This window comes from Neisseria sp. P0021.S006 (assembly GCF_051956895.1).
Genome location: NZ_JBQCWZ010000005.1, coordinates 56,538 through 72,829, shown reverse-complemented (window position 1 = coordinate 72,829; position 16,292 = coordinate 56,538). Strand labels below are relative to the sequence as shown.

General features: G+C 47.3%; 17 protein-coding genes and 3 tRNA genes. 6 read left to right on the top strand and 14 right to left on the bottom strand.

Going from position 1 to position 16,292, the window contains the following annotated elements; translation table 11 throughout:
• Both ACTHUM_RS02350 and ACTHUM_RS02345 read left to right on the top strand, forming a co-directional pair.
• Positions 1–488, top strand: a 488-nt coding sequence (locus tag ACTHUM_RS02350) for an Hsp70 family protein (protein WP_440402791.1), incomplete at its 5' end; no start/stop codon positions are given.
• 267 nt (positions 489–755) lie between these two features.
• The gene (locus tag ACTHUM_RS02345; protein WP_440361283.1) at positions 756–974 is read left to right on the top strand and encodes a hypothetical protein; all 219 of its coding nucleotides are present in this window, start codon (positions 756–758) and stop codon (positions 972–974) included.
• A 73-nt stretch (positions 975–1,047) separates the two neighbouring features.
• Here the strand turns inward: ACTHUM_RS02345 and ACTHUM_RS02340 are convergent, their stop codons facing one another.
• The 13 genes from ACTHUM_RS02340 to ACTHUM_RS02280 all read right to left on the bottom strand — a co-directional run bounded on the left by ACTHUM_RS02340 (position 1,048) and on the right by ACTHUM_RS02280 (position 12,347).
• Complete coding sequence (locus tag ACTHUM_RS02340) at positions 1,048–2,388, bottom strand: DUF2868 domain-containing protein (protein WP_440361284.1); 1,341 nt, start codon at positions 2,386–2,388, stop codon at positions 1,048–1,050.
• A 768-nt stretch (positions 2,389–3,156) separates the two neighbouring features.
• A complete protein-coding gene (gene copM, locus ACTHUM_RS02335; protein WP_070440423.1) occupies positions 3,157–3,531 on the bottom strand; it encodes a CopM family metallochaperone in 375 nt (124 codons plus the stop codon).
• 229 nt (positions 3,532–3,760) lie between these two features.
• Positions 3,761–5,506 carry a DUF927 domain-containing protein gene (locus tag ACTHUM_RS02330; protein ID WP_440361285.1) on the bottom strand — a complete coding sequence of 582 codons (1,746 nt, stop codon included), beginning with the start codon at positions 5,504–5,506 and terminating at the stop codon, positions 3,761–3,763.
• Positions 5,503–6,603: a DUF7146 domain-containing protein gene (locus tag ACTHUM_RS02325; RefSeq protein ID WP_440361286.1), complete on the bottom strand. Its 1,101-nt coding sequence runs from the start codon at positions 6,601–6,603 to the stop codon at positions 5,503–5,505. The genes ACTHUM_RS02330 and ACTHUM_RS02325 overlap by 4 nt, the downstream gene beginning before the upstream one ends.
• Positions 6,600–6,815, bottom strand: coding sequence for a hypothetical protein (locus ACTHUM_RS02320; RefSeq protein ID WP_049344711.1), 216 nt, complete (start codon positions 6,813–6,815; stop codon positions 6,600–6,602). The genes ACTHUM_RS02325 and ACTHUM_RS02320 overlap by 4 nt, the downstream gene beginning before the upstream one ends.
• A 199-nt stretch (positions 6,816–7,014) precedes the next feature.
• On the bottom strand, positions 7,015–7,341 hold the full coding sequence (locus ACTHUM_RS02315) for a hypothetical protein (RefSeq protein WP_070646041.1): 327 nt from the start codon (positions 7,339–7,341) through the stop codon (positions 7,015–7,017).
• A gap of 277 nt (positions 7,342–7,618) precedes the next feature.
• Positions 7,619–7,885, bottom strand: a complete 267-nt coding sequence (locus ACTHUM_RS02310; protein ID WP_070587516.1) for a helix-turn-helix domain-containing protein — start codon at positions 7,883–7,885, stop codon at positions 7,619–7,621.
• 118 nt (positions 7,886–8,003) lie between these two features.
• Positions 8,004–8,210 carry a helix-turn-helix transcriptional regulator gene (locus ACTHUM_RS02305; protein ID WP_070587518.1) on the bottom strand — a complete coding sequence of 69 codons (207 nt, stop codon included), beginning with the start codon at positions 8,208–8,210 and terminating at the stop codon, positions 8,004–8,006.
• A 193-nt stretch (positions 8,211–8,403) separates the two neighbouring features.
• Complete coding sequence (locus ACTHUM_RS02300; protein WP_070587521.1) at positions 8,404–8,820, bottom strand: hypothetical protein; 417 nt, start codon at positions 8,818–8,820, stop codon at positions 8,404–8,406.
• Between the two features lie 8 nt (positions 8,821–8,828).
• Positions 8,829–9,413 (bottom strand): Panacea domain-containing protein, encoded by a 585-nt coding sequence (locus ACTHUM_RS02295; RefSeq protein ID WP_083300551.1) that lies wholly within the window; start codon positions 9,411–9,413, stop codon positions 8,829–8,831.
• 251 nt (positions 9,414–9,664) lie between these two features.
• Positions 9,665–10,486 (bottom strand): hypothetical protein, encoded by an 822-nt coding sequence (locus ACTHUM_RS02290; protein ID WP_070587524.1) that lies wholly within the window; start codon positions 10,484–10,486, stop codon positions 9,665–9,667.
• A 338-nt stretch (positions 10,487–10,824) separates the two neighbouring features.
• The gene (locus ACTHUM_RS02285; RefSeq protein WP_150540677.1) at positions 10,825–12,066 is read right to left on the bottom strand and encodes a tyrosine-type recombinase/integrase; all 1,242 of its coding nucleotides are present in this window, start codon (positions 12,064–12,066) and stop codon (positions 10,825–10,827) included.
• Between the two features lie 196 nt (positions 12,067–12,262).
• Positions 12,263–12,347 (bottom strand) — tRNA-Leu (locus ACTHUM_RS02280).
• A 161-nt stretch (positions 12,348–12,508) separates the two neighbouring features.
• On the opposite strand from ACTHUM_RS02280, the gene ACTHUM_RS02275 reads away from it, so the two are divergent.
• The 4 genes from ACTHUM_RS02275 (at position 12,509) to ACTHUM_RS02260 (ending at position 14,070) form a co-directional block, all read left to right on the top strand.
• A complete protein-coding gene (locus tag ACTHUM_RS02275) occupies positions 12,509–13,174 on the top strand; it encodes a hypothetical protein (RefSeq protein ID WP_070695313.1) in 666 nt (221 codons plus the stop codon).
• Positions 13,167–13,760 (top strand): GTP cyclohydrolase II, encoded by a 594-nt coding sequence (ribA, locus tag ACTHUM_RS02270; protein ID WP_070695314.1) that lies wholly within the window; start codon positions 13,167–13,169, stop codon positions 13,758–13,760. The genes ACTHUM_RS02275 and ribA overlap by 8 nt, the downstream gene beginning before the upstream one ends.
• Positions 13,761–13,885: 125 nt before the next feature.
• Positions 13,886–13,961: transfer RNA gene (locus tag ACTHUM_RS02265), tRNA-Val, on the top strand.
• A 32-nt stretch (positions 13,962–13,993) separates the two neighbouring features.
• A tRNA-Asp gene (locus ACTHUM_RS02260) sits at positions 13,994–14,070 on the top strand.
• A gap of 191 nt (positions 14,071–14,261) precedes the next feature.
• Here ACTHUM_RS02260 and parE read toward each other — a convergent pair.
• On the bottom strand, positions 14,262–16,247 hold the full coding sequence (gene parE / locus ACTHUM_RS02255; protein WP_440361287.1) for a DNA topoisomerase IV subunit B: 1,986 nt from the start codon (positions 16,245–16,247) through the stop codon (positions 14,262–14,264).
• Positions 16,248–16,292: the final 45 nt, after the last annotated feature.

Sequence of the window (16,292 nt, the reverse complement as noted above, 5' to 3'; positions counted from 1 at the left end):
CCAACGGTATCTTGCACGTTTCTGCCAAAGACAAAGGCACCGGCAAAGCGGCCAACATTACCATCCAAGGTTCTTCAGGTTTGAGCGAAGAAGAAATCGAACGCATGGTGAAAGATGCCGAAGCCAATGCTGAAGAGGATAAAAAACTGACTGAATTGGTCGCTTCTCGCAACCAAGCTGAAGCCCTGATTCATTCTGTGAAAAAATCTCTGACTGACTACGGCGATAAACTCGACGCTGCTGAGAAAGAAAAAATCGAAGCTGCGTTGAAAGAAGCTGAAGAAGCAGTTAAAGGCGACGACAAAGCCGCTATCGATGCTAAAGCCGAAGCTTTGGGTACAGCCAGCCAAAAACTGGGCGAAATGGTTTACGCTCAAGCGCAAGCCGAAGCACAAGCAGGCGAGGGCGCACAAGCCGAGTCTTCTGCTAAGAAAGACGACGACGTTGTAGATGCCGACTTTGAAGAAGTAAAAGACGACAAAAAATAATTGATGCCGTCTGAAAAAAGCGCGAATCGAAAGGTTCGCGCTTTTTGTCGTTTGGGGAATGTGTAAAGACGCTTTGTCAAAATTGACGGTAAACTTTCAAAACCTTATTGCGTCATTGTGTTGCCATACTTCTATTGTCGAATTTTGAACAGATTTCGCCGACATCTGACAGCAGCTGACAGTTAAAGCCATTAATATTTGACCATCGCTTGAGTGCGAATAAATTCTTATTTTCACCTCAAATCGACCCCTTGAAAGAAGATAAATATGAAAAAACTGATTCAAATAACCTCTTTGATGGTTGCGGCTGCCGGCTTGGTATTGGCTCCTGTCGCTTCTGCACACGGCAAACACGAAATGCATCCGAAACAAGAACGTATGCACAAAAAAGCCAAACCGCAAAAAATGAAAAAACCTGCACCTAAAGCCAAACACCACGCAGCCAAGCCTAAACATCATCAAGAGCATCGCCACGACCATCATTAAGATGAATCCTCAACAATAAATAAGGCCGTCTGAAACCCAAACATCAGTTTTCAGACGGCCTTCGGTTTATCTGTCAAATAGCGCTTTGCCGTTTTTCTTGTGCCAAACGGGTCGGCTCCAGCCAGGCAATGTTTCTTTCTGCCAGCGCATCGCGCCAATAATCCAGTTTGGTATCCAAATCTTCAGAGAAACTGCCTTGATTCAAAAGTTGAATGATAACGCCGCCGTTCGTAGCTTCGGCCAAGCGGCTGATTTGACGCAAAATACCGCGATCGGGAACAGTTTGCGTGCGTACGCCGATGAGAAGTTGCGCCGGAGTTTGTTTCAATTCGGCTTCCAATTGTTCCAAATCTTTTCTGCCGGCGGCAACGCCTTTGTCTATCCACTCTTGCGCCAAAACGCCGGAAAACCAAAGCGGTTCAGGCCATTCCGTTTCCAGTGTAACTGCCCATTTGGGCGCATTATTCAGCGTAATTTTAGATGAAACGGGAACGATGTTTTCCTGAAAATCATCGGCATCAACAATCTTCGTTTGCCATGTGCGGAGAATGTTTTGATAGTAGGGCTGATTCAAATCCAAACGTTCGCGTAGGGTTTTTAAAGTAATCTTGCAAGCCAGCCAAGCAAGCAAGCGCGGCAGAATGCCATAGCAGATAATGCTGCCGATGAGTAAACCCGCCCAAGCGCGCGCATCTTCGATATGGTTGTTCAGACGGCCTGCAATCACAGCCTGACCGTCTGGAACAGGAAAGCCCAAACGTTCCGGCAGCCATGACAAAGCCTCAACCGTTTTCACCAATGCCGTATTACTTAAAAGCGTACTTTCCCAGTTGAACGTATATTGACGCACCAAAAGCAGCAGCAAAACAGAAACCAACATTCCCGACAGCGTGCATAGCCACAGACCGTGTGAAGTTGCACCAATCAGCCAACGCGTTTGCGGTTTGCGCCATTCATCCACATAAAGCCGCAAAATTGCCTGATTGACAGGATCTTTGCCTCGGAACCAAGTTGCCGGACTGCTGATAAAGTGCACATTTTTCAAATGCAGGAATAAAGTCGCCAGCCACACCAGCAGCATGACTGTATTCATGCCCAAAATCCCGGCCAATACCAGAAAAAAGTTCAGCCCCTGATTGTCCATCAAAAGATAAGTACTGGAAAAACCGACCGTAAACAACAACGTCGCCGCAACAATCCAAAGCCAAAACGAGCCTGTCTCCACCTGTTGCAACACATATTTCAAATGCTGGTCGCGGTCAATAATTTGGGCACGGTGTATCAGTTTTTCCTCGTTGCCGCCATCAATATGTCGCAACGCTTCCGTCGCCTGAACGGGATCTCCCGGAAAAATATAGGCACGTTCTTCAAGGATACGGACCAATTCGACAAGTTTTTGCGATGGATTCAACATAAATGATAGGCCGTCTGAAAGATAAGTGGAAACGTCTGTTATACCCCCAAATAAACCCCTTTTTTGCAAAGGTCAAAAAATTAAAAGCAGTTTTGATTTTGAATAGGGTATATAGTGGAATAGATGTAAAAAAAGCAGCCCGAAAGCTGCTCATTTTGAGTGTGGTGCGGACGGAGGGACATGAACTAAAGAGATAATTCATTGTTTTATATTATAAAAATAATAAAGCAATTCAAATATCCCCACAAATATCACCACATTTTGCAAAGGTCAAAAAATAATTTAGCAGTCTAGTGCCGGTCATTATAACTTTTTTTGGTGCGTGTTGTTATTTGAGTGATTAGGCCGGCGGCTTCCATCTCAAATTTAAAACGCTATATATATATATACAAAATGCACTGGTTACTCTGGTTACTTGGTTACCAGCCCCTAAAAACCTTTATAAATCAACGATAATGCGGTAACAAGTTATGCTCTTGTCATTGGTTACCAGTGCCGGTTAAGTGGTTACCCGCCGCCTTTTGCTTTCTTTTCATGGACTTGCAAAAATCTAGGGACTGCGTTATTACGCGCGCGCGCGTATTGGTGTCGAAATTATTTATTCCACTGCCTGCCTTTTGGGTAGATATGGCGTAAATAGACTAAAATTGCGCTGTAAACGTGTTTCATTGATTGGGTAGCAACTGTATTTTTGCCAGACGGGGTGAAAAATACAGTTGCTACACCTTGGTTTTAAAGAACGCGGTTAGCGAGGATGCAGGCTACGGCTTACTTTTTTTTGTTGTGTGCTTTAAGCCATTTTTGCATTTGTTCAATTTCCGCTTGTTGTGCGTTAATAATATCCTCAGCAAGCTTACGCATTTCAGGATCCTTTCCGTATTTTAATTCAACTTCCGCCATTTTTACTGCGCCAATATGGTGTGGCAGCATACCTGCTGCAAAAGCAACATCAGGATCTTTATATTGCGCAGCTGCCATCATGTCTTGATTCATTTGATCCATACCTTGCATTAATTCTTGTTGCATTGCAGAACCTGTCGACATTTGCATATTCATGTGTGCTTGATGCGGTTGCTCATTAGCTTGGGCATAATTTGAAATTGCAATAGCGCTAAGTGTGATAAAAGTCATAAGTTTTTTCATGTTTTTCGCCTATGTGATAACTAAAGGAACACAAATCATAAACTTTGACCTAGGGTTAAAGTCAATATTTATTTCGATACACAAGGGTTGGTATAAGGAAAGGGGCAAACAGTCCTAATTTTTGAAATTTAGGGGCTTCCTGTTGATTTTATGCTTTCTTGGTTGGTCTGCCTGAATGTTTGGACGTAAAAAAGCCCGCCATTGTCGGTAATAGCGGGCTTGCTCTTGGTTATTCGTCAAAGTCGGGCGGGGCTTCTCCCATCAAAACATAGAATCGGCTTGCACTGCCGTTGCGTTTGCGCTGGTGTTGCCATCTGCCGTTATCGGCTTTTTTTAACCATTCGTGATCATGTAGGACTTCACACACTTTACGCAGGCTATATCCTTTACAGACTTCATTTTCAAAGGTAAAGGGGATTATCCAATATTCATCTATGCTTCCCTCTTGTTTCCGATAACCTGCGTGATTTTGGTTTGTGGTTTGGGCGTTCCAGTCTGAAAAGCGCATAGATAGGGCGTTAACGTCCATAAAGGCGGTTACTTGCTCAATGATTCGGCGGTCTTCGCGGTTTCCTGTGCCGTTTTCTTCAAGCCATTCATTGAAACACTGCCTTACTCCTGCTTCTCCTGCTCCTTGTCTCATGCCGGTAATAGGGGCGGCATATTCCAAGACGGCGGCCAAAAGGGCGAAGCGGCGGGCAATTCTTCGCGCCTGTCCCTCCATTGGTGGTAAGGTCTCAAGGAATCGGGCGCGGCTAGCTTCTACGGCTTGGGCGGCGGCTTCTTTTCCATCTTTGAGGATTTGGCGGATAAGGGCGCGGCCTGCTGTTCCTCGTTGCTTGGCTGTGGCTTGGTTGATATGCTCCGACAGTTTCGCGCCATCTGCGAAGCCGTGTAACGTGTCGTAAATGCCATATCTTGCCTCTGCTTGTATGTCAGGCAATCTAACATGGTTACCCGCTTTCCATTGGGCGCGGTCTCCTATCAGGCTTTCCGGGTTTATTTCGCCGGTCGAAAGTATCAGATTGCGCCATGTTTTCTGTCTGCGGTTGCCGCCATCTTTTGCGCCCTGTGTTTTTGAAACGCCGTTGATAACGCTGTAAACCATTTGCGGGATTTTTCGGGGGTCGGCTGTTTGCCCGATTTCATCTAACACTAGCAAGCCATCATTACGGGCTAAAGCTAAATTCTGTAAGCCAAGCGGGGTAGTGTCCCAATTGCCTTTAGTGGTTTCAGGGTCTCCCCATACACTCAAGGCAAGCCGCGCGGCGGTTGTTTTGCCTTTTGAGGAATCGCCCGCTAAATGGAAACCGCCTCCCTCTTCGTTCAAAAGTGCCAAGAATGGCGCGGCCATGCTTAAACCTAAAGCAAGGCATAGGCGGCTATTGTTCTCTGCGTATCGCGCGGCCTGTTCCTGCCATTTCTTGAGGCTGCCTTTTTCTGTGTAACCGTCTTTTTGGCTGTTGTCTCCGTTGTATAGAATATTTGCGCCGTCTGCGTTAACGGCTTCCCCGCCTGCCAGTATGTAGGCTTCCCCGTTCCACCCGGCGCGGTCGGTAATGGTAAAGGCCGCCTGGCTTCCCTCTTTCTGCAAATAGTCTGCCAGTTTTTCCCTTTTTGCCCGCCCGCTCATGATGACTAGGCCGAAATTCTGCAAACGCTGCCAGCCTTGAACTGTGCCGATTTCTGCTTGTGGTAGGGCGGCGGTTTTATGCCGGCGTGTGATTTTGTCTTTAAACTTGATAATCTGATAATACGCGCCGTCATTGTCTTGCCCCGTGCCTATAATGTCGATAGGGTCGGAAAGAAATAGCGGCTCTGCTTCGATAATATCGCCGTCTTTGTCGGTTCTAACGTTTACCCACCATACGCCCCGATTATCGATTTCAAAGTGAGGGCGTGGGCGGAATGGCTCGGCATTTTCAAGGTTGTAATCGTTGGTGCTTTCCTGCTTCGCTGTTTCGGTATTTTTCATGCTGTCTGTCCTCCGAAATGATTGTCTGATTGCTTCTTCTCGTTCAGCTCGTCCAGTGCGTCATAGCCTGGCGTTTTGCTTTGCCATATGCTCGCCTTGATTCCCTGCTTAATGGCTCGCATTGCCAAGTCATAAGCGGCTCTGTAACCAACGGGGCGGGGCGTGTCGTTATCGGCAGTAATTGCAATTTCTTTTATACCGTTCGGAAAGTGAAAATTAGTCATGCCGCTTGTACTTAAGGCTGCGTATAAGCCCCAATCGTAAGCCTTGTACAATTCACGGGCGGCAAGGGCGGTTTCTATGCCCTCTGCAATGACAAGACGGCCATTTTCAGGAATCGGGAACAAGTGGACGGCTTGCCCCGATATGCTGCCTTTCTTACGGCTTCTCATTTTCTTTGCCGGTAATGTTTCGCCCGTTTCAGGGTGTTTGATTGCCAGTTTCTGATAGCGCGGGGCGTGTAGTCCGTCCTCTCCGCATGGCTTGTCATAGCTAGGCTGTAAATAGGTTAGGTGTAAGCCTTGTAGCTCTTCGTCCATATCGCGGATAGCGCAAACCATACAGGGGAAACGGCCAAGCAAAAGCGGCTTATTCGCGCCCGTTGTCCAATAGTCTTTTTCAGGTAGAAAACGGACGTTTTCGGGCAAATGCGCCATGTCCAAACCGCGTGATTTCAAATACTGGATAACAGGGGAATCGGGGCGGATAGGTTCTGTGCTTCTCCACAATTCGGCCAGTTTCTCGATTTGGTCTTTTTCGGGGCATGGTTGCGCTTGTGGGTGTTTGGGCGGTATCGGCAAAGGGTCTGCATTATCCATGCCTAAAACGCCTGAAACCTGCTTTAAGGCCGTCTGAAAATCACACCCGAAAAAGTGCATTACCAAGCCGAAACCATCGCCCGCGCCGTTGTTGTAATGGCTGCAAATGAATGTGCCGTTTCCGTCCTTGTCGTCATATCTGAAACGGTCTTTCCCTCCACACGCGGGGCAGGGCTGGTGTTTGTTTTTCAGGTATCGCGTGTCTATGCCTAATGCCGCGTGTATTTCCGGCCAGTGGTATTGTGCGGCGGCTTTAATGTCTTGATATGTTGGCTTCATTGCTCTGCCTCCTCTGTTACAGGTTCTAAAACGATTCCGGCTGTCGGGTCTGTTTCCCATATTGCGGGCGTTTCCGGCTCTAGTTGCTCCGTGTCGGCGTGGGCGGGCTGGTTACAGGCTCGGACTACCAAAGCCAAAAGCAACACCCAAAACACCAGCAAGGCGCGGTTTAAATACCGGCGGAAACGGTCTGATTTATTGGTCTGTTTCATGGTTTATCCTTTGCTATGCCTCCAGTGTTTCAAAACGTGAATCTAATAAAATCAATAAGTTATAAAAACACTAGGGCGAAGTTTGCCCTATGCCGTCTGAAATAGGCGGCATAAAGGCGGGTAAATTTCAGGGAATAGGTGGGCTTAACCGGCGTGGGTTACGCTGTAAGCAGCCCATTCTTTCAGGCCGTCTGAATCGTCAGGGCGCGGGGACGGGGTCAGTTTGAATGTATCCCGCAAGCTCGGATGACAAATCGAAAGATTCCAAGTTTTCCGCATGGGGGACTAGGGTTTGAATGACTGTGGCAAGTCGTGCCGTGCTTCCGCTCGCACTTATGGGGGTGTCGCGGACGGAATGGTCGGCCATGTTGTCGCAAATGGTGTCGATGATTGCGCCCGTATTGGCGATAAATTCGCCGCCGTAGTACAGCGCGTTCATAATGCGGTTTGCCAGCTCTAAGGGGATGGTTACCGTTTGGGCTTGATTTTGAATGGTTTGGATTTGGGTAGAAGTGCAAGATTGCATTTGAAATGCTCCTAATCGTAAAGTGAGATTTGAGAAATGCCCGAAATAGGGGGCGGTGCTCTCTCCTGCGATTAGTCAGGCGTGGACGTTGCCGTTACCACACACCGCCATAAACTTTGATACGCCGTCCAAAGCCTGTGGATAGGCTTCAAACGCCATAGGGGAAAATGGCGATAAAAAATCAGCGTTTACCCTGCTGATTTGGGCTAATCGTATTTGAGAGAGAAACTAAATTCTGCTTCTCAAAGCTCAATCTGTCAAATAGTTTTTTACGGGATTAGACGGCGTTATGCTTACTCTTTCCCGACACCAGCAAAGAAAACCGCCCGCATTTCACGGTCTCCCCGAATTGGTTTTGCACTTCTTCCATCACGGTTATGATTTCATGCCCGGCTCTGCGAAGCTCCATAATGCGTGTGTTATAGCTAAGTATGCCCATCTGTGCCAGCTCCCATGAAGTAACGCTCCCTTTTCTCAATCGAGCTAAAATGCGCTCTCTTTGGCTTGGCGTTTTGGCCTTAATACTGCTAGAATAATTTTTCATAATTTTTTACCTCTTAATTTGTTTGGCCGTCTGAATGTCCGTTCAGGCGGTTTTATTTTGTCTAAAGGGATAGATTCCCGCTGATTCTTCGCGCGCGCGCGTATTGCTACGAAAACTCCTACTCTTCACGCTTGGCGGCCAGTTTGTTGAGATACTCTTCAATCTCACTGGAAAGCCAGCCGGTAATATTTTCAGAAAGTTTGATAGGCTTAGGAAAATCAGGGCGGTGATGGCGGCTCTTAGGGTTTACCCAATTCCAGATAGTCGCTCGTGAAACACCCATAACGCGGGCGGTATCGTTTACTCTTAATACAGTGTTATTCATTGATTGCCTTTCTTAGTCGGGGTTATATGACAGGCAAAAGAATAGCCGCCTCTGTGGGCGGCTTCTAGGAAGTAGCTTGCTGATTTCCTGTAATAGCTAGCTGATTTCCTGTAATAGCTAGCTGATTTCATGAAATGAACTAGTTGATTTCATGTTTGATATACGAAAAAGCCCGCGTAATGCGGGCGGAGGATTATGCTATAGCAAATTTTGCAATCAGAAGCTTAACTTCCCTGCTGGCATATTGTGATGTTGAAGCCCCGGCAATGATACGCCCCAACAGTTGTTCGCTACATGGTGATTTCACGGAGAATATCCCTTCGTGCACACGGTTTTCTATGTGTTCGACGGCATCAATCCTTGCATCACGGTAGCGGACATAACTGTCATGTTGGACAAAAGGATGTTCTCCCTGCCTGATGATGCAGGCATTATCATATGGGATATTTTCCCGGATAGAAGAAATGCCGACAGAAAGAACCTGCGGCTTATTCCCACGGTTGGGCAGAATACACGGATTGACTAGGATGGTAAATAAGTGTTGGTAGCTATTTGGACCGGATGGGATGAGTAGGCATTCTCCTTGCCTGCATTGCCACGATTGAGGCATACCGTCTCCTACCCGAAAGCGCGATTGATGTAAGCCTGTTCTTCCAGTCTTTCTACAATCGCTACGGCTTGTTCGTCATCATAACCAAGCACAGACAACAGTTTTTTGATGGGAATTGGGCGGCTTGAGCCGTGAGGGTCTTCCCATTCCGGGCATAACCCGTTGTGGGTCATGTTGCGCAGATCCCATGCGGAATAATGGCCGTAATTCTCCCAAACCGATTCCAGTACTTCCAAATCGGTTTCGGATAATGCCAATAAGTCTTCCTCGGGCGTCCGAATCATACTTGGATCGCGTAAGGCAAGCATTCTGTTTTCGCGGTCGCTAACCCACGTTGCCCATCCGTTTGGAACGGACTCATGTCCGCCGTTAATGAAATCCAAGGTCATGGAGAGTACCGGGCCATGCGGCATTGAAACCAATGCGTCACCTGTCAGGCCTTCTCCGAAGCGCAAAAAAGACTCACGTTCAGCCAAGTACATCAGCTTCATCAGCTTCAGTACTTCAAGCCTGCCGTTTGCCTTGTACAGCATGAAGGCGGCCGCTTGGGCAGCCTTTGGCTCTTGGAAAATGGTATCGTTGTGCGGTTTCATACTTTTAATTATATGCGGTTGTTTGTAAAGCAGGCAATCTAAATCTGGCACATTTCCGTACATTTTACATCTTTTCGATATATCTCAGCATATTCCTCAATCCGACACGAACCGTTTGTGTCGTTTCAGGTTCGGCGAGGTGTGAAAAAGCCCGCGTGTGCGGGCGGGTTGAATGGGGTGGGCTATGCCTGATTCATGGCGATCAGGGCGGCTTCTAGGAAGTAGCTTGCTGATTTCCTGTAATAGCTTGCTCATTTCATATTTTTAAAGTTGTCTATCCATTTAAGTATCGTTTTTTCTGTTGGCTCTCCAGGCGCGGGAATAACTCCTGAAGCAATTAAATCTCTTATCAATTTGTACAATGTCGTTTTGCCGCCCTTTTGTTTCAGAATATCTTGTTTTTCTTCTAGTAGCTCATTCACTGCTGTTATCGTGCCGGCTTTTTCGTAAGGGCTTTGCTTGGCGCGTCCTCCTTTTCGGGCAGCTTCTATAAGAGATTCATCCGGATTGGCTTCAAGTTCTATCGCTCCCAAAGAAGCGGTTATAAAGTTTGCAAGTCCTTGAAATTTATAAAACCTATCTTCGTAACTAAGGCCATCAAATTCTGTTACATAATCAAAAATGGCTTTTGCTGTAAAGAAATTCAGCATATTTACGGCTGTTTCCCAATCTGCATCATCAAGTATAAAGGATTCAAAAGGGTTTAGTTCCTCCAGATAATTATATGGCTGGTTATATTCCTCCTCATATCTTTTAATAGCTTCCAAACATTTTTGTTCAGTTCGTTCAATTTCTTTTATGCCTTTTATTATCCAGCCGAAAAATTCAGGCTGTTCTAAATGCTTGAAGTCATGGAAAGCCCTGATTACAACTCTTTCAGCGTTAAACCAATATATCCCCAATGCTTCATAGAACATTTTTGAGTTTTTTATTTGATAAATAGCGTTGTATTTTTCATGGTCAAGACAGGATTTATCATCGCTATCTGTACTAAAAAACATATGATCAATAGGATATTCATCTACCACGTCATTTATCTGCTCAATAGGTTTGTCATCTGTAAAGTCAGTCATTTGCTTATATCTCCTTTGTTGTAACCACAAAAAGGGCTTAGAAGTTTCACGCCTCAATGCTCAATACCGGCGGCCGTTGCGTGTTGCTCCGTGTCGGTATCATCTCTCACGTCCAAGCCAACCAACGAAAGCAAAACATCTAATGCACTGTATTTCATAGGGTTAATTTCTTTCTGTATAAAATGGTAACCAGTGGTAACCAGTTGGTAACCAGTAAATTTACGTTAACTGGTTACCGCTTTTTCTTTGTATTTATATTTATATTCATATAGTTATATTTGTTAAATTTTGTGGTAACCAGTGTAACCACTATATTTACTCACGCGCATAGGGAATTTTTAAACCGTCCTGCTCTCTTGGATCATCTGTAATGCCTGGTTGTATTGCTCCCGCAAATAGTCGCTATACCATTGCATAAACTCGATACGCTGGGGCATATACTCGGCCATGTAGGCGTATGAATCCTTTGTTTTATCTTCTTCAACGTGGGCAAGCTGAATCTCGATTGCGCCGCCGTTGAAGTTGTTTTCATAAAGCAAACTACTTGCTACTGCTCTGAAGCCATGCGGCGTGGCCTTGCCCTTGTAGCCTAGCTTCTCGTTAATGATTTTTCCTAGCGTGTTCTCGCTGATATGGCGGTTTACGCTGGTTCTACTTGGAAACATAAACCGGCTATGCCCTGTCAGCGTGTGTAACTCTTGTAGCAGCTCTATCGCCCAATCAGAAAGAGGAACACATAAAGCGGGCTTGGGCTTCATCTTTTCATGCTTCATTCTTTCAGCGGGAATGATCCAACGCTTGTTTTTAAAATCCACTTCTTGCCATTGCCCGCTGCGCAATTCGTTATTTCTCACAAACACCAGCATGATCAGCATGATGGCAATTTTGTTTTGCCGCTCTATGTTGGTTGCCAGTATCAAGCGGCGGTAAAACTCCGGCAATTCTTCACGGGGCAGGGCGGGTTTATGTTTGGTGGGTAAATTGGGAATGTGATTTTTCAACAGGCGGGCTGGGTTGTTTTCTGAAATTTCCAGCATGGCGGAATAGTCAAAAACCGCCCCGATCCAGCCCCTGATTTTGTCGGCGGTATCAGTAACGCCCCTTGCCATAATGTCATCAAGCAAGTTTTTGATGTGGGTTACCTTGATTTCATTAACGGGGATTTCTCCAATGACTGGGAAAACGTCATTTTTCAAATAACGCATGATCCGCTCGGCGTGGTGTTCTTTCCAGCGGGGCAAATTGTCCTTGTGCCATTGCTTGGCCAAATGCTCAAAAGTATTTAACAAGGCGGCTTGCTGGGCTGCTTTGGCTTCTTGCTTGGCTTTGGTAGGGTCTTGCCCTTGTGCAATCATGCGGCGGGCGTTTTCGGTGGCTTGTCGGGCTTCTACCAGTGAAACGGCTGGATATTTCCCGATAGTGAAGTCTTTATCTTTGCCATTCATGCGGTATCTCATGCGGAATATTTTCCCGCCCGCTGGCGTAATTTCAAGATATAGGCTGTTTCCGTCAAATAACTTAACTTTCTTTCCAGTGTTAGACGGTTTGGCAGCTTTAATTTGGCGGTCGTTTAGTGGCATTGTGGGGATGTTTTTCAGTGGTTTTGGCTGATTCCCTGAATCATACCCACAATTTGTGGTTTACTCAATTAAACGGCATTATTTGTATTAGACGATTAGAAAGCGGTTGAACGGCCTTAAGGCATTGATATTACTGGGATTGGTTGCCCGTGTTGGGCGAGATTAGACGAAAAAAAAGCCCCGTAAAGGGGTTGGGTGGTGCGGACGGAGAGACTCGAACTCTCACACCTCGCGGCGCCAGAACCTAAATCTGGTGCGTCTACCAATTTCGCCACGTCCGCACTAATTTGAACCGTGGATTATACACAAGATTAATGGGGGTGCAAAGTCTTGTTTGCTTGAATTTTTCGGCTTATCCCTTATATAATGGTTTATTCCGGCCGTCTGAAAGCAGGGTTTGTTTTCAGACGGCCTCAACTTTACTATTGGTGAGGAAGGGCAGATGCCTGCTTTATTGATTAAAGATTTTTTGCAGACGCAAGGTTTGAAGTTGTCTGCGGATGATATACATGTTGCTTATTTGACTGCCCAGGCTGTGATTAAAATGGGCAATGCTTCGGTTGAGCGTTCGATTTTGTGGCCGTCTGAAAATGGTTGGCAGTTGGCGGATTATGTCGATGCCGAACATGAATGGTTGCTGAAACAGATTTTTATGGCTTTGGACTCAGTTGCCGAGCGCACTGAGCATTTGAAAAGCGCAGCAGTTTATACAGCGTTTCCGAAAGATGGCGCGTTGTCGCTGGTTCGTCTGTGCCGCTGGGGCGTGCCGTTGGAAAATGTGATTCCAATCGACGAGCAGGCCGGACAGGCTTTTTTGGCTGTGCGTACGGCACAAAGCGGTTGGATGAATGTTTGTCAGAATGTGGCGTATTGGCAGGAAATTGGTGAATTGTCGAACGAACGCAATCATCCTGGTTTGAGTCAGATTTCTGTTCCTGTCTGTATGCCCAGCGGTGCGGTTTTGGGTGTGGTACATGCCGAGTTTGATGTCAAAGACGGCGCGCCCGATGAAGTATTGGTGGCTTGGATTGCCCTTGCCTTGGCGCTGTCGGATTCTTTGAAAAATCTGTTGGGCGTGGCTGAAAACGAGGAAGCGGAAAATGAGTAACGCGTTGAAGTTTGTCGCGTCATGCCGTTTGCCTACGGAATGGGGCGAATTTACCATGCACGGCTTTGAAGAAGAGGGCGGGCAGGAACATGTCGCATTGACGATGGGCGATGTTTCAGACGGCCTGCCTGTGTTGTCGCGTATTCATTCCGAGTGCTTGACCGGCGATGCTTTATTTTCGGTGAAATGTGATTGTGGCCCTCAGCTTCAAGCGGCGATGCAAGCCGTTCAGAAAGAAGGGCGTGGCGTTATCGTATATTTGCGCCAAGAAGGCAGGGGCATTGGTTTGATAAACAAAATCCGTGCTTATCGTCTGCAAGATCAGGGCTTGGATACGGTTGAGGCCAATGTAGCGCTCGGCCTTCCTGTTGATGCGCGCGACTTCACTTTGGCTAAGCAGATTTATGATTGTCTGCATATTCGGGAGGTCAGATTGTTGACCAATAATCCTGAAAAAATCCAAACGTTGAAAGATTCCGGCATTAATGTGGTCGAACGGATTGCATTACATGTCGGCGAAAATGTGGAAAATGAGCGTTATCTGCATACTAAAGCGGATAAATTGGGGCATTTGATTTTTGATTGATAGATAGGCATAACGGTGTTTTTTGCGATTAAATAAAATATTCTATATTCTTTCAATGGGATATATTTTTATTTAAATAAAAACCTTGCGCGTAGCCTGATTTTTTGATTTAATGTCGGCTTATCGGGTGATTAGCTCAGTTGGTAGAGCGTCTGCCTTACAAGCAGAATGTCGGCGGTTCGACTCCGTCATCACCCACCAAGTTTCCTTTCATTGTCTTTGACAGTGGATGCGCGGTGGTAGCTCAGTTGGTTAGAGTACCGGCCTGTCACGCCGGGGGTCGCGGGTTCGAGCCCCGTCCGCCGCGCCATTATTTAAAAAGCACTGATTATATCAGTGCTTTTTTATTTGTCTTAAAAACTCAATCAAGCTGCAAAAATAGAAATAGGGTAAGTAACGGGGTATGGAAATACTGTTTGACCTTAAATTCTGATGATTTTGAAAAAGGCCGTCTGAAACTTTTAACGTTTCAGACGGCCTTTAGTCTATTGAAACAATAGATTAGATATCCAATTCTGCCGTATCGCCTTCTTTTTCCATCCATGCGCGGCGGGCGGCGGCTTCGCCTTTGCCCATCAGTTTGACGAAGATATCGCGTGTTTCGTCATCTGCACCTTCTGGGATTTGTACCTGCAACAGACGGCGGGTGTCGGGGTGCATGGTGGTGTCTTTGAGCTGGTCGGGGTTCATCTCGCCCAAGCCTTTGAAACGGCTGATGGAATAAGCAGTTTCTTTAACGCCTTCTTTTTGCAGTCGCTCCAAAATGCTGTCGAGTTCGTTTTGGTCGAGGGCGTAGAATTTGCGGGCGGGTTTGCTTTTGCCTTGTGCGTTGACATCGACGCGGAACAGCGGCGGCTGGGCGACGTAGATGTGTCCGTCGGCGACCAGTTTCGGGAAGTGGCGGTAGAACAGGGTCAACAGCAAAACTTGAATATGCGAGCCGTCCACGTCGGCATCGGACAGGATGGCAATTTTGCCGTAGCGCAGGCCGCTTAAATCGGGATTATCGTTGATTCCATGCGGATCAACGCCGATGGCAACGGAAATATCATGGATTTCGGCATTACCGAAGAGCTGGTCGGGGTGGACTTCAAAGCTGTTAAGCACTTTGCCGCGCAGGGGCAGGATGGCCTGTGTGGCTTTGTCGCGGGCAAGTTTGGCTGAGCCGCCGGCGGAATCGCCTTCGACGAGGAAGAGTTCGTTTTCGCGGATATCTTCACTTTCGCAGTCGGTCAGCTTACCGGGCAGGACGGCGACGCCGCTGCCTTTTTTCTTTTCAATCTTTTTAACTGAATGCATCCGTGCTTGTGCCTGACGGATAGCGAGTTCGGCGATTTTTTTGCCGAAGTCCACGTTTTGGTTCAGCCACAATTCCAAAGGGTCACCCGATACGGTGGCAACAAGTTTCAGTGCGTCGCGGTTGGTCAGTTTGTCTTTGGTTTGACCTTGGAACTGCGGGTCGAGGACACGGGCAGAGAGGACGAAGGCGGTTTTGCTGAACACGTCGTCGCTTTGTACTTTTACCCCGCGCGGCAAGAGGTTGTGCAGATTGATGAAGTTGTTGACGGCGTTGAACACGGCTTGTTTCAAGCCTGCTTCGTGCGTGCCGCCCAAAGGGGTGGGGATGAGGTTGACATAGCTTTCGTTGGCGCATGAGCCTTCTTCCAGCCAAGTCAGGGCAAATGCTGCACCTTCGCCAATGCTGAAATCGCCATTGTGGCCGTCTGAAATGTAGTTTTCACAAGAGAAGATAGGCACGGCTTCTTGCGCGTCGGCAATGAGGTCGGTCAGATAGCTTTTCAGGCCGTCCGGGTAGTGCCAAGTTTGGGTGTGCGCTTCATCTTCGCCTTTGACCGGGCGGGTTAGGGAAACGCGCACGCCGGGCAGCAATACGGCTTTGGCGCGCAGCAGGCGTTCAAGTTCGGGAATGCTGTAATTCGGGCTTTCAAAATATTTGCCGTCCGGCCACATGCGCACTTCGGTACCGCTGTCTTTGACGGCGCATTTGCCCACTTCAGTCAATGGCTCAATGACGTCGCCACCGGAAAAGACGATGCGGTGGATTTTTCCTTCGCGTTTGACCGTTACTTCAAGGCGGGTGGAGAGGGCGTTGGTAACAGATACGCCAACGCCGTGCAGGCCGCCTGAAAAGGCATACGCGCTGCCGCCGTCTTTTTTGTTGAACTTGCCGCCTGCGTGCAGACGGGTGAACACGAGTTCGACTACGGGTACGCCTTCTTCAGGGTGCAGGCCGACGGGAATACCGCGGCCGTTATCACGGACGGAAAGAGAACCGTCTTCATGAATTTGCACGTCAATTTCAGTCGCGAAACCGCCCAACGCCTCGTCCGCCGCGTTATCAATCACTTCCTGACAGATATGGGTCGGGCTGTCGGTACGGGTGTACATACCGGGACGTTCTTTGACCGGCTCCAAGCCTTTGAGGACGGTAATGCTGGATTCGCTGTATTGATTGTTTTTAGCCATAGGAATGATGTAAAGGCCGTCTGAAAGGATGAAAAACAACGCTTT

What these genes read in the sequence shown, in the direction of transcription:
- ACTHUM_RS02290 (WP_070587524.1), bottom strand. Translation starts at nt 10,486, where the DNA reads ATGACTGACTTTACAGATGACAAACCTATTGAGCAGATAAATGACGTG.
- ACTHUM_RS02315 (WP_070646041.1), bottom strand. Translation starts at nt 7,341, where the DNA reads ATGCAATCTTGCACTTCTACCCAAATCCAAACCATTCAAAATCAAGCC.
- copM (WP_070440423.1), bottom strand. Translation starts at nt 3,531, where the DNA reads ATGAAAAAACTTATGACTTTTATCACACTTAGCGCTATTGCAATTTCA.
- ACTHUM_RS02295 (WP_083300551.1), bottom strand. Translation starts at nt 9,413, where the DNA reads ATGAAACCGCACAACGATACCATTTTCCAAGAGCCAAAGGCTGCCCAA.
- ACTHUM_RS02300 (WP_070587521.1), bottom strand. Translation starts at nt 8,820, where the DNA reads ATGCCTCAATCGTGGCAATGCAGGCAAGGAGAATGCCTACTCATCCCA.
- ACTHUM_RS02340 (WP_440361284.1), bottom strand. Translation starts at nt 2,388, where the DNA reads ATGTTGAATCCATCGCAAAAACTTGTCGAATTGGTCCGTATCCTTGAA.
- ACTHUM_RS02310 (WP_070587516.1), bottom strand. Translation starts at nt 7,885, where the DNA reads ATGAAAAATTATTCTAGCAGTATTAAGGCCAAAACGCCAAGCCAAAGA.
- ACTHUM_RS02275 (WP_070695313.1), top strand. Translation starts at nt 12,509, where the DNA reads ATGCCTGCTTTATTGATTAAAGATTTTTTGCAGACGCAAGGTTTGAAG.
- parE (WP_440361287.1), bottom strand. Translation starts at nt 16,247, where the DNA reads ATGGCTAAAAACAATCAATACAGCGAATCCAGCATTACCGTCCTCAAA.
- ACTHUM_RS02325 (WP_440361286.1), bottom strand. Translation starts at nt 6,603, where the DNA reads ATGAAGCCAACATATCAAGACATTAAAGCCGCCGCACAATACCACTGG.
- ACTHUM_RS02320 (WP_049344711.1), bottom strand. Translation starts at nt 6,815, where the DNA reads ATGAAACAGACCAATAAATCAGACCGTTTCCGCCGGTATTTAAACCGC.
- ribA (WP_070695314.1), top strand. Translation starts at nt 13,167, where the DNA reads ATGAGTAACGCGTTGAAGTTTGTCGCGTCATGCCGTTTGCCTACGGAA.
- ACTHUM_RS02285 (WP_150540677.1), bottom strand. Translation starts at nt 12,066, where the DNA reads ATGCCACTAAACGACCGCCAAATTAAAGCTGCCAAACCGTCTAACACT.
- ACTHUM_RS02305 (WP_070587518.1), bottom strand. Translation starts at nt 8,210, where the DNA reads ATGAATAACACTGTATTAAGAGTAAACGATACCGCCCGCGTTATGGGT.
- ACTHUM_RS02345 (WP_440361283.1), top strand. Translation starts at nt 756, where the DNA reads ATGAAAAAACTGATTCAAATAACCTCTTTGATGGTTGCGGCTGCCGGC.
- ACTHUM_RS02330 (WP_440361285.1), bottom strand. Translation starts at nt 5,506, where the DNA reads ATGAAAAATACCGAAACAGCGAAGCAGGAAAGCACCAACGATTACAAC.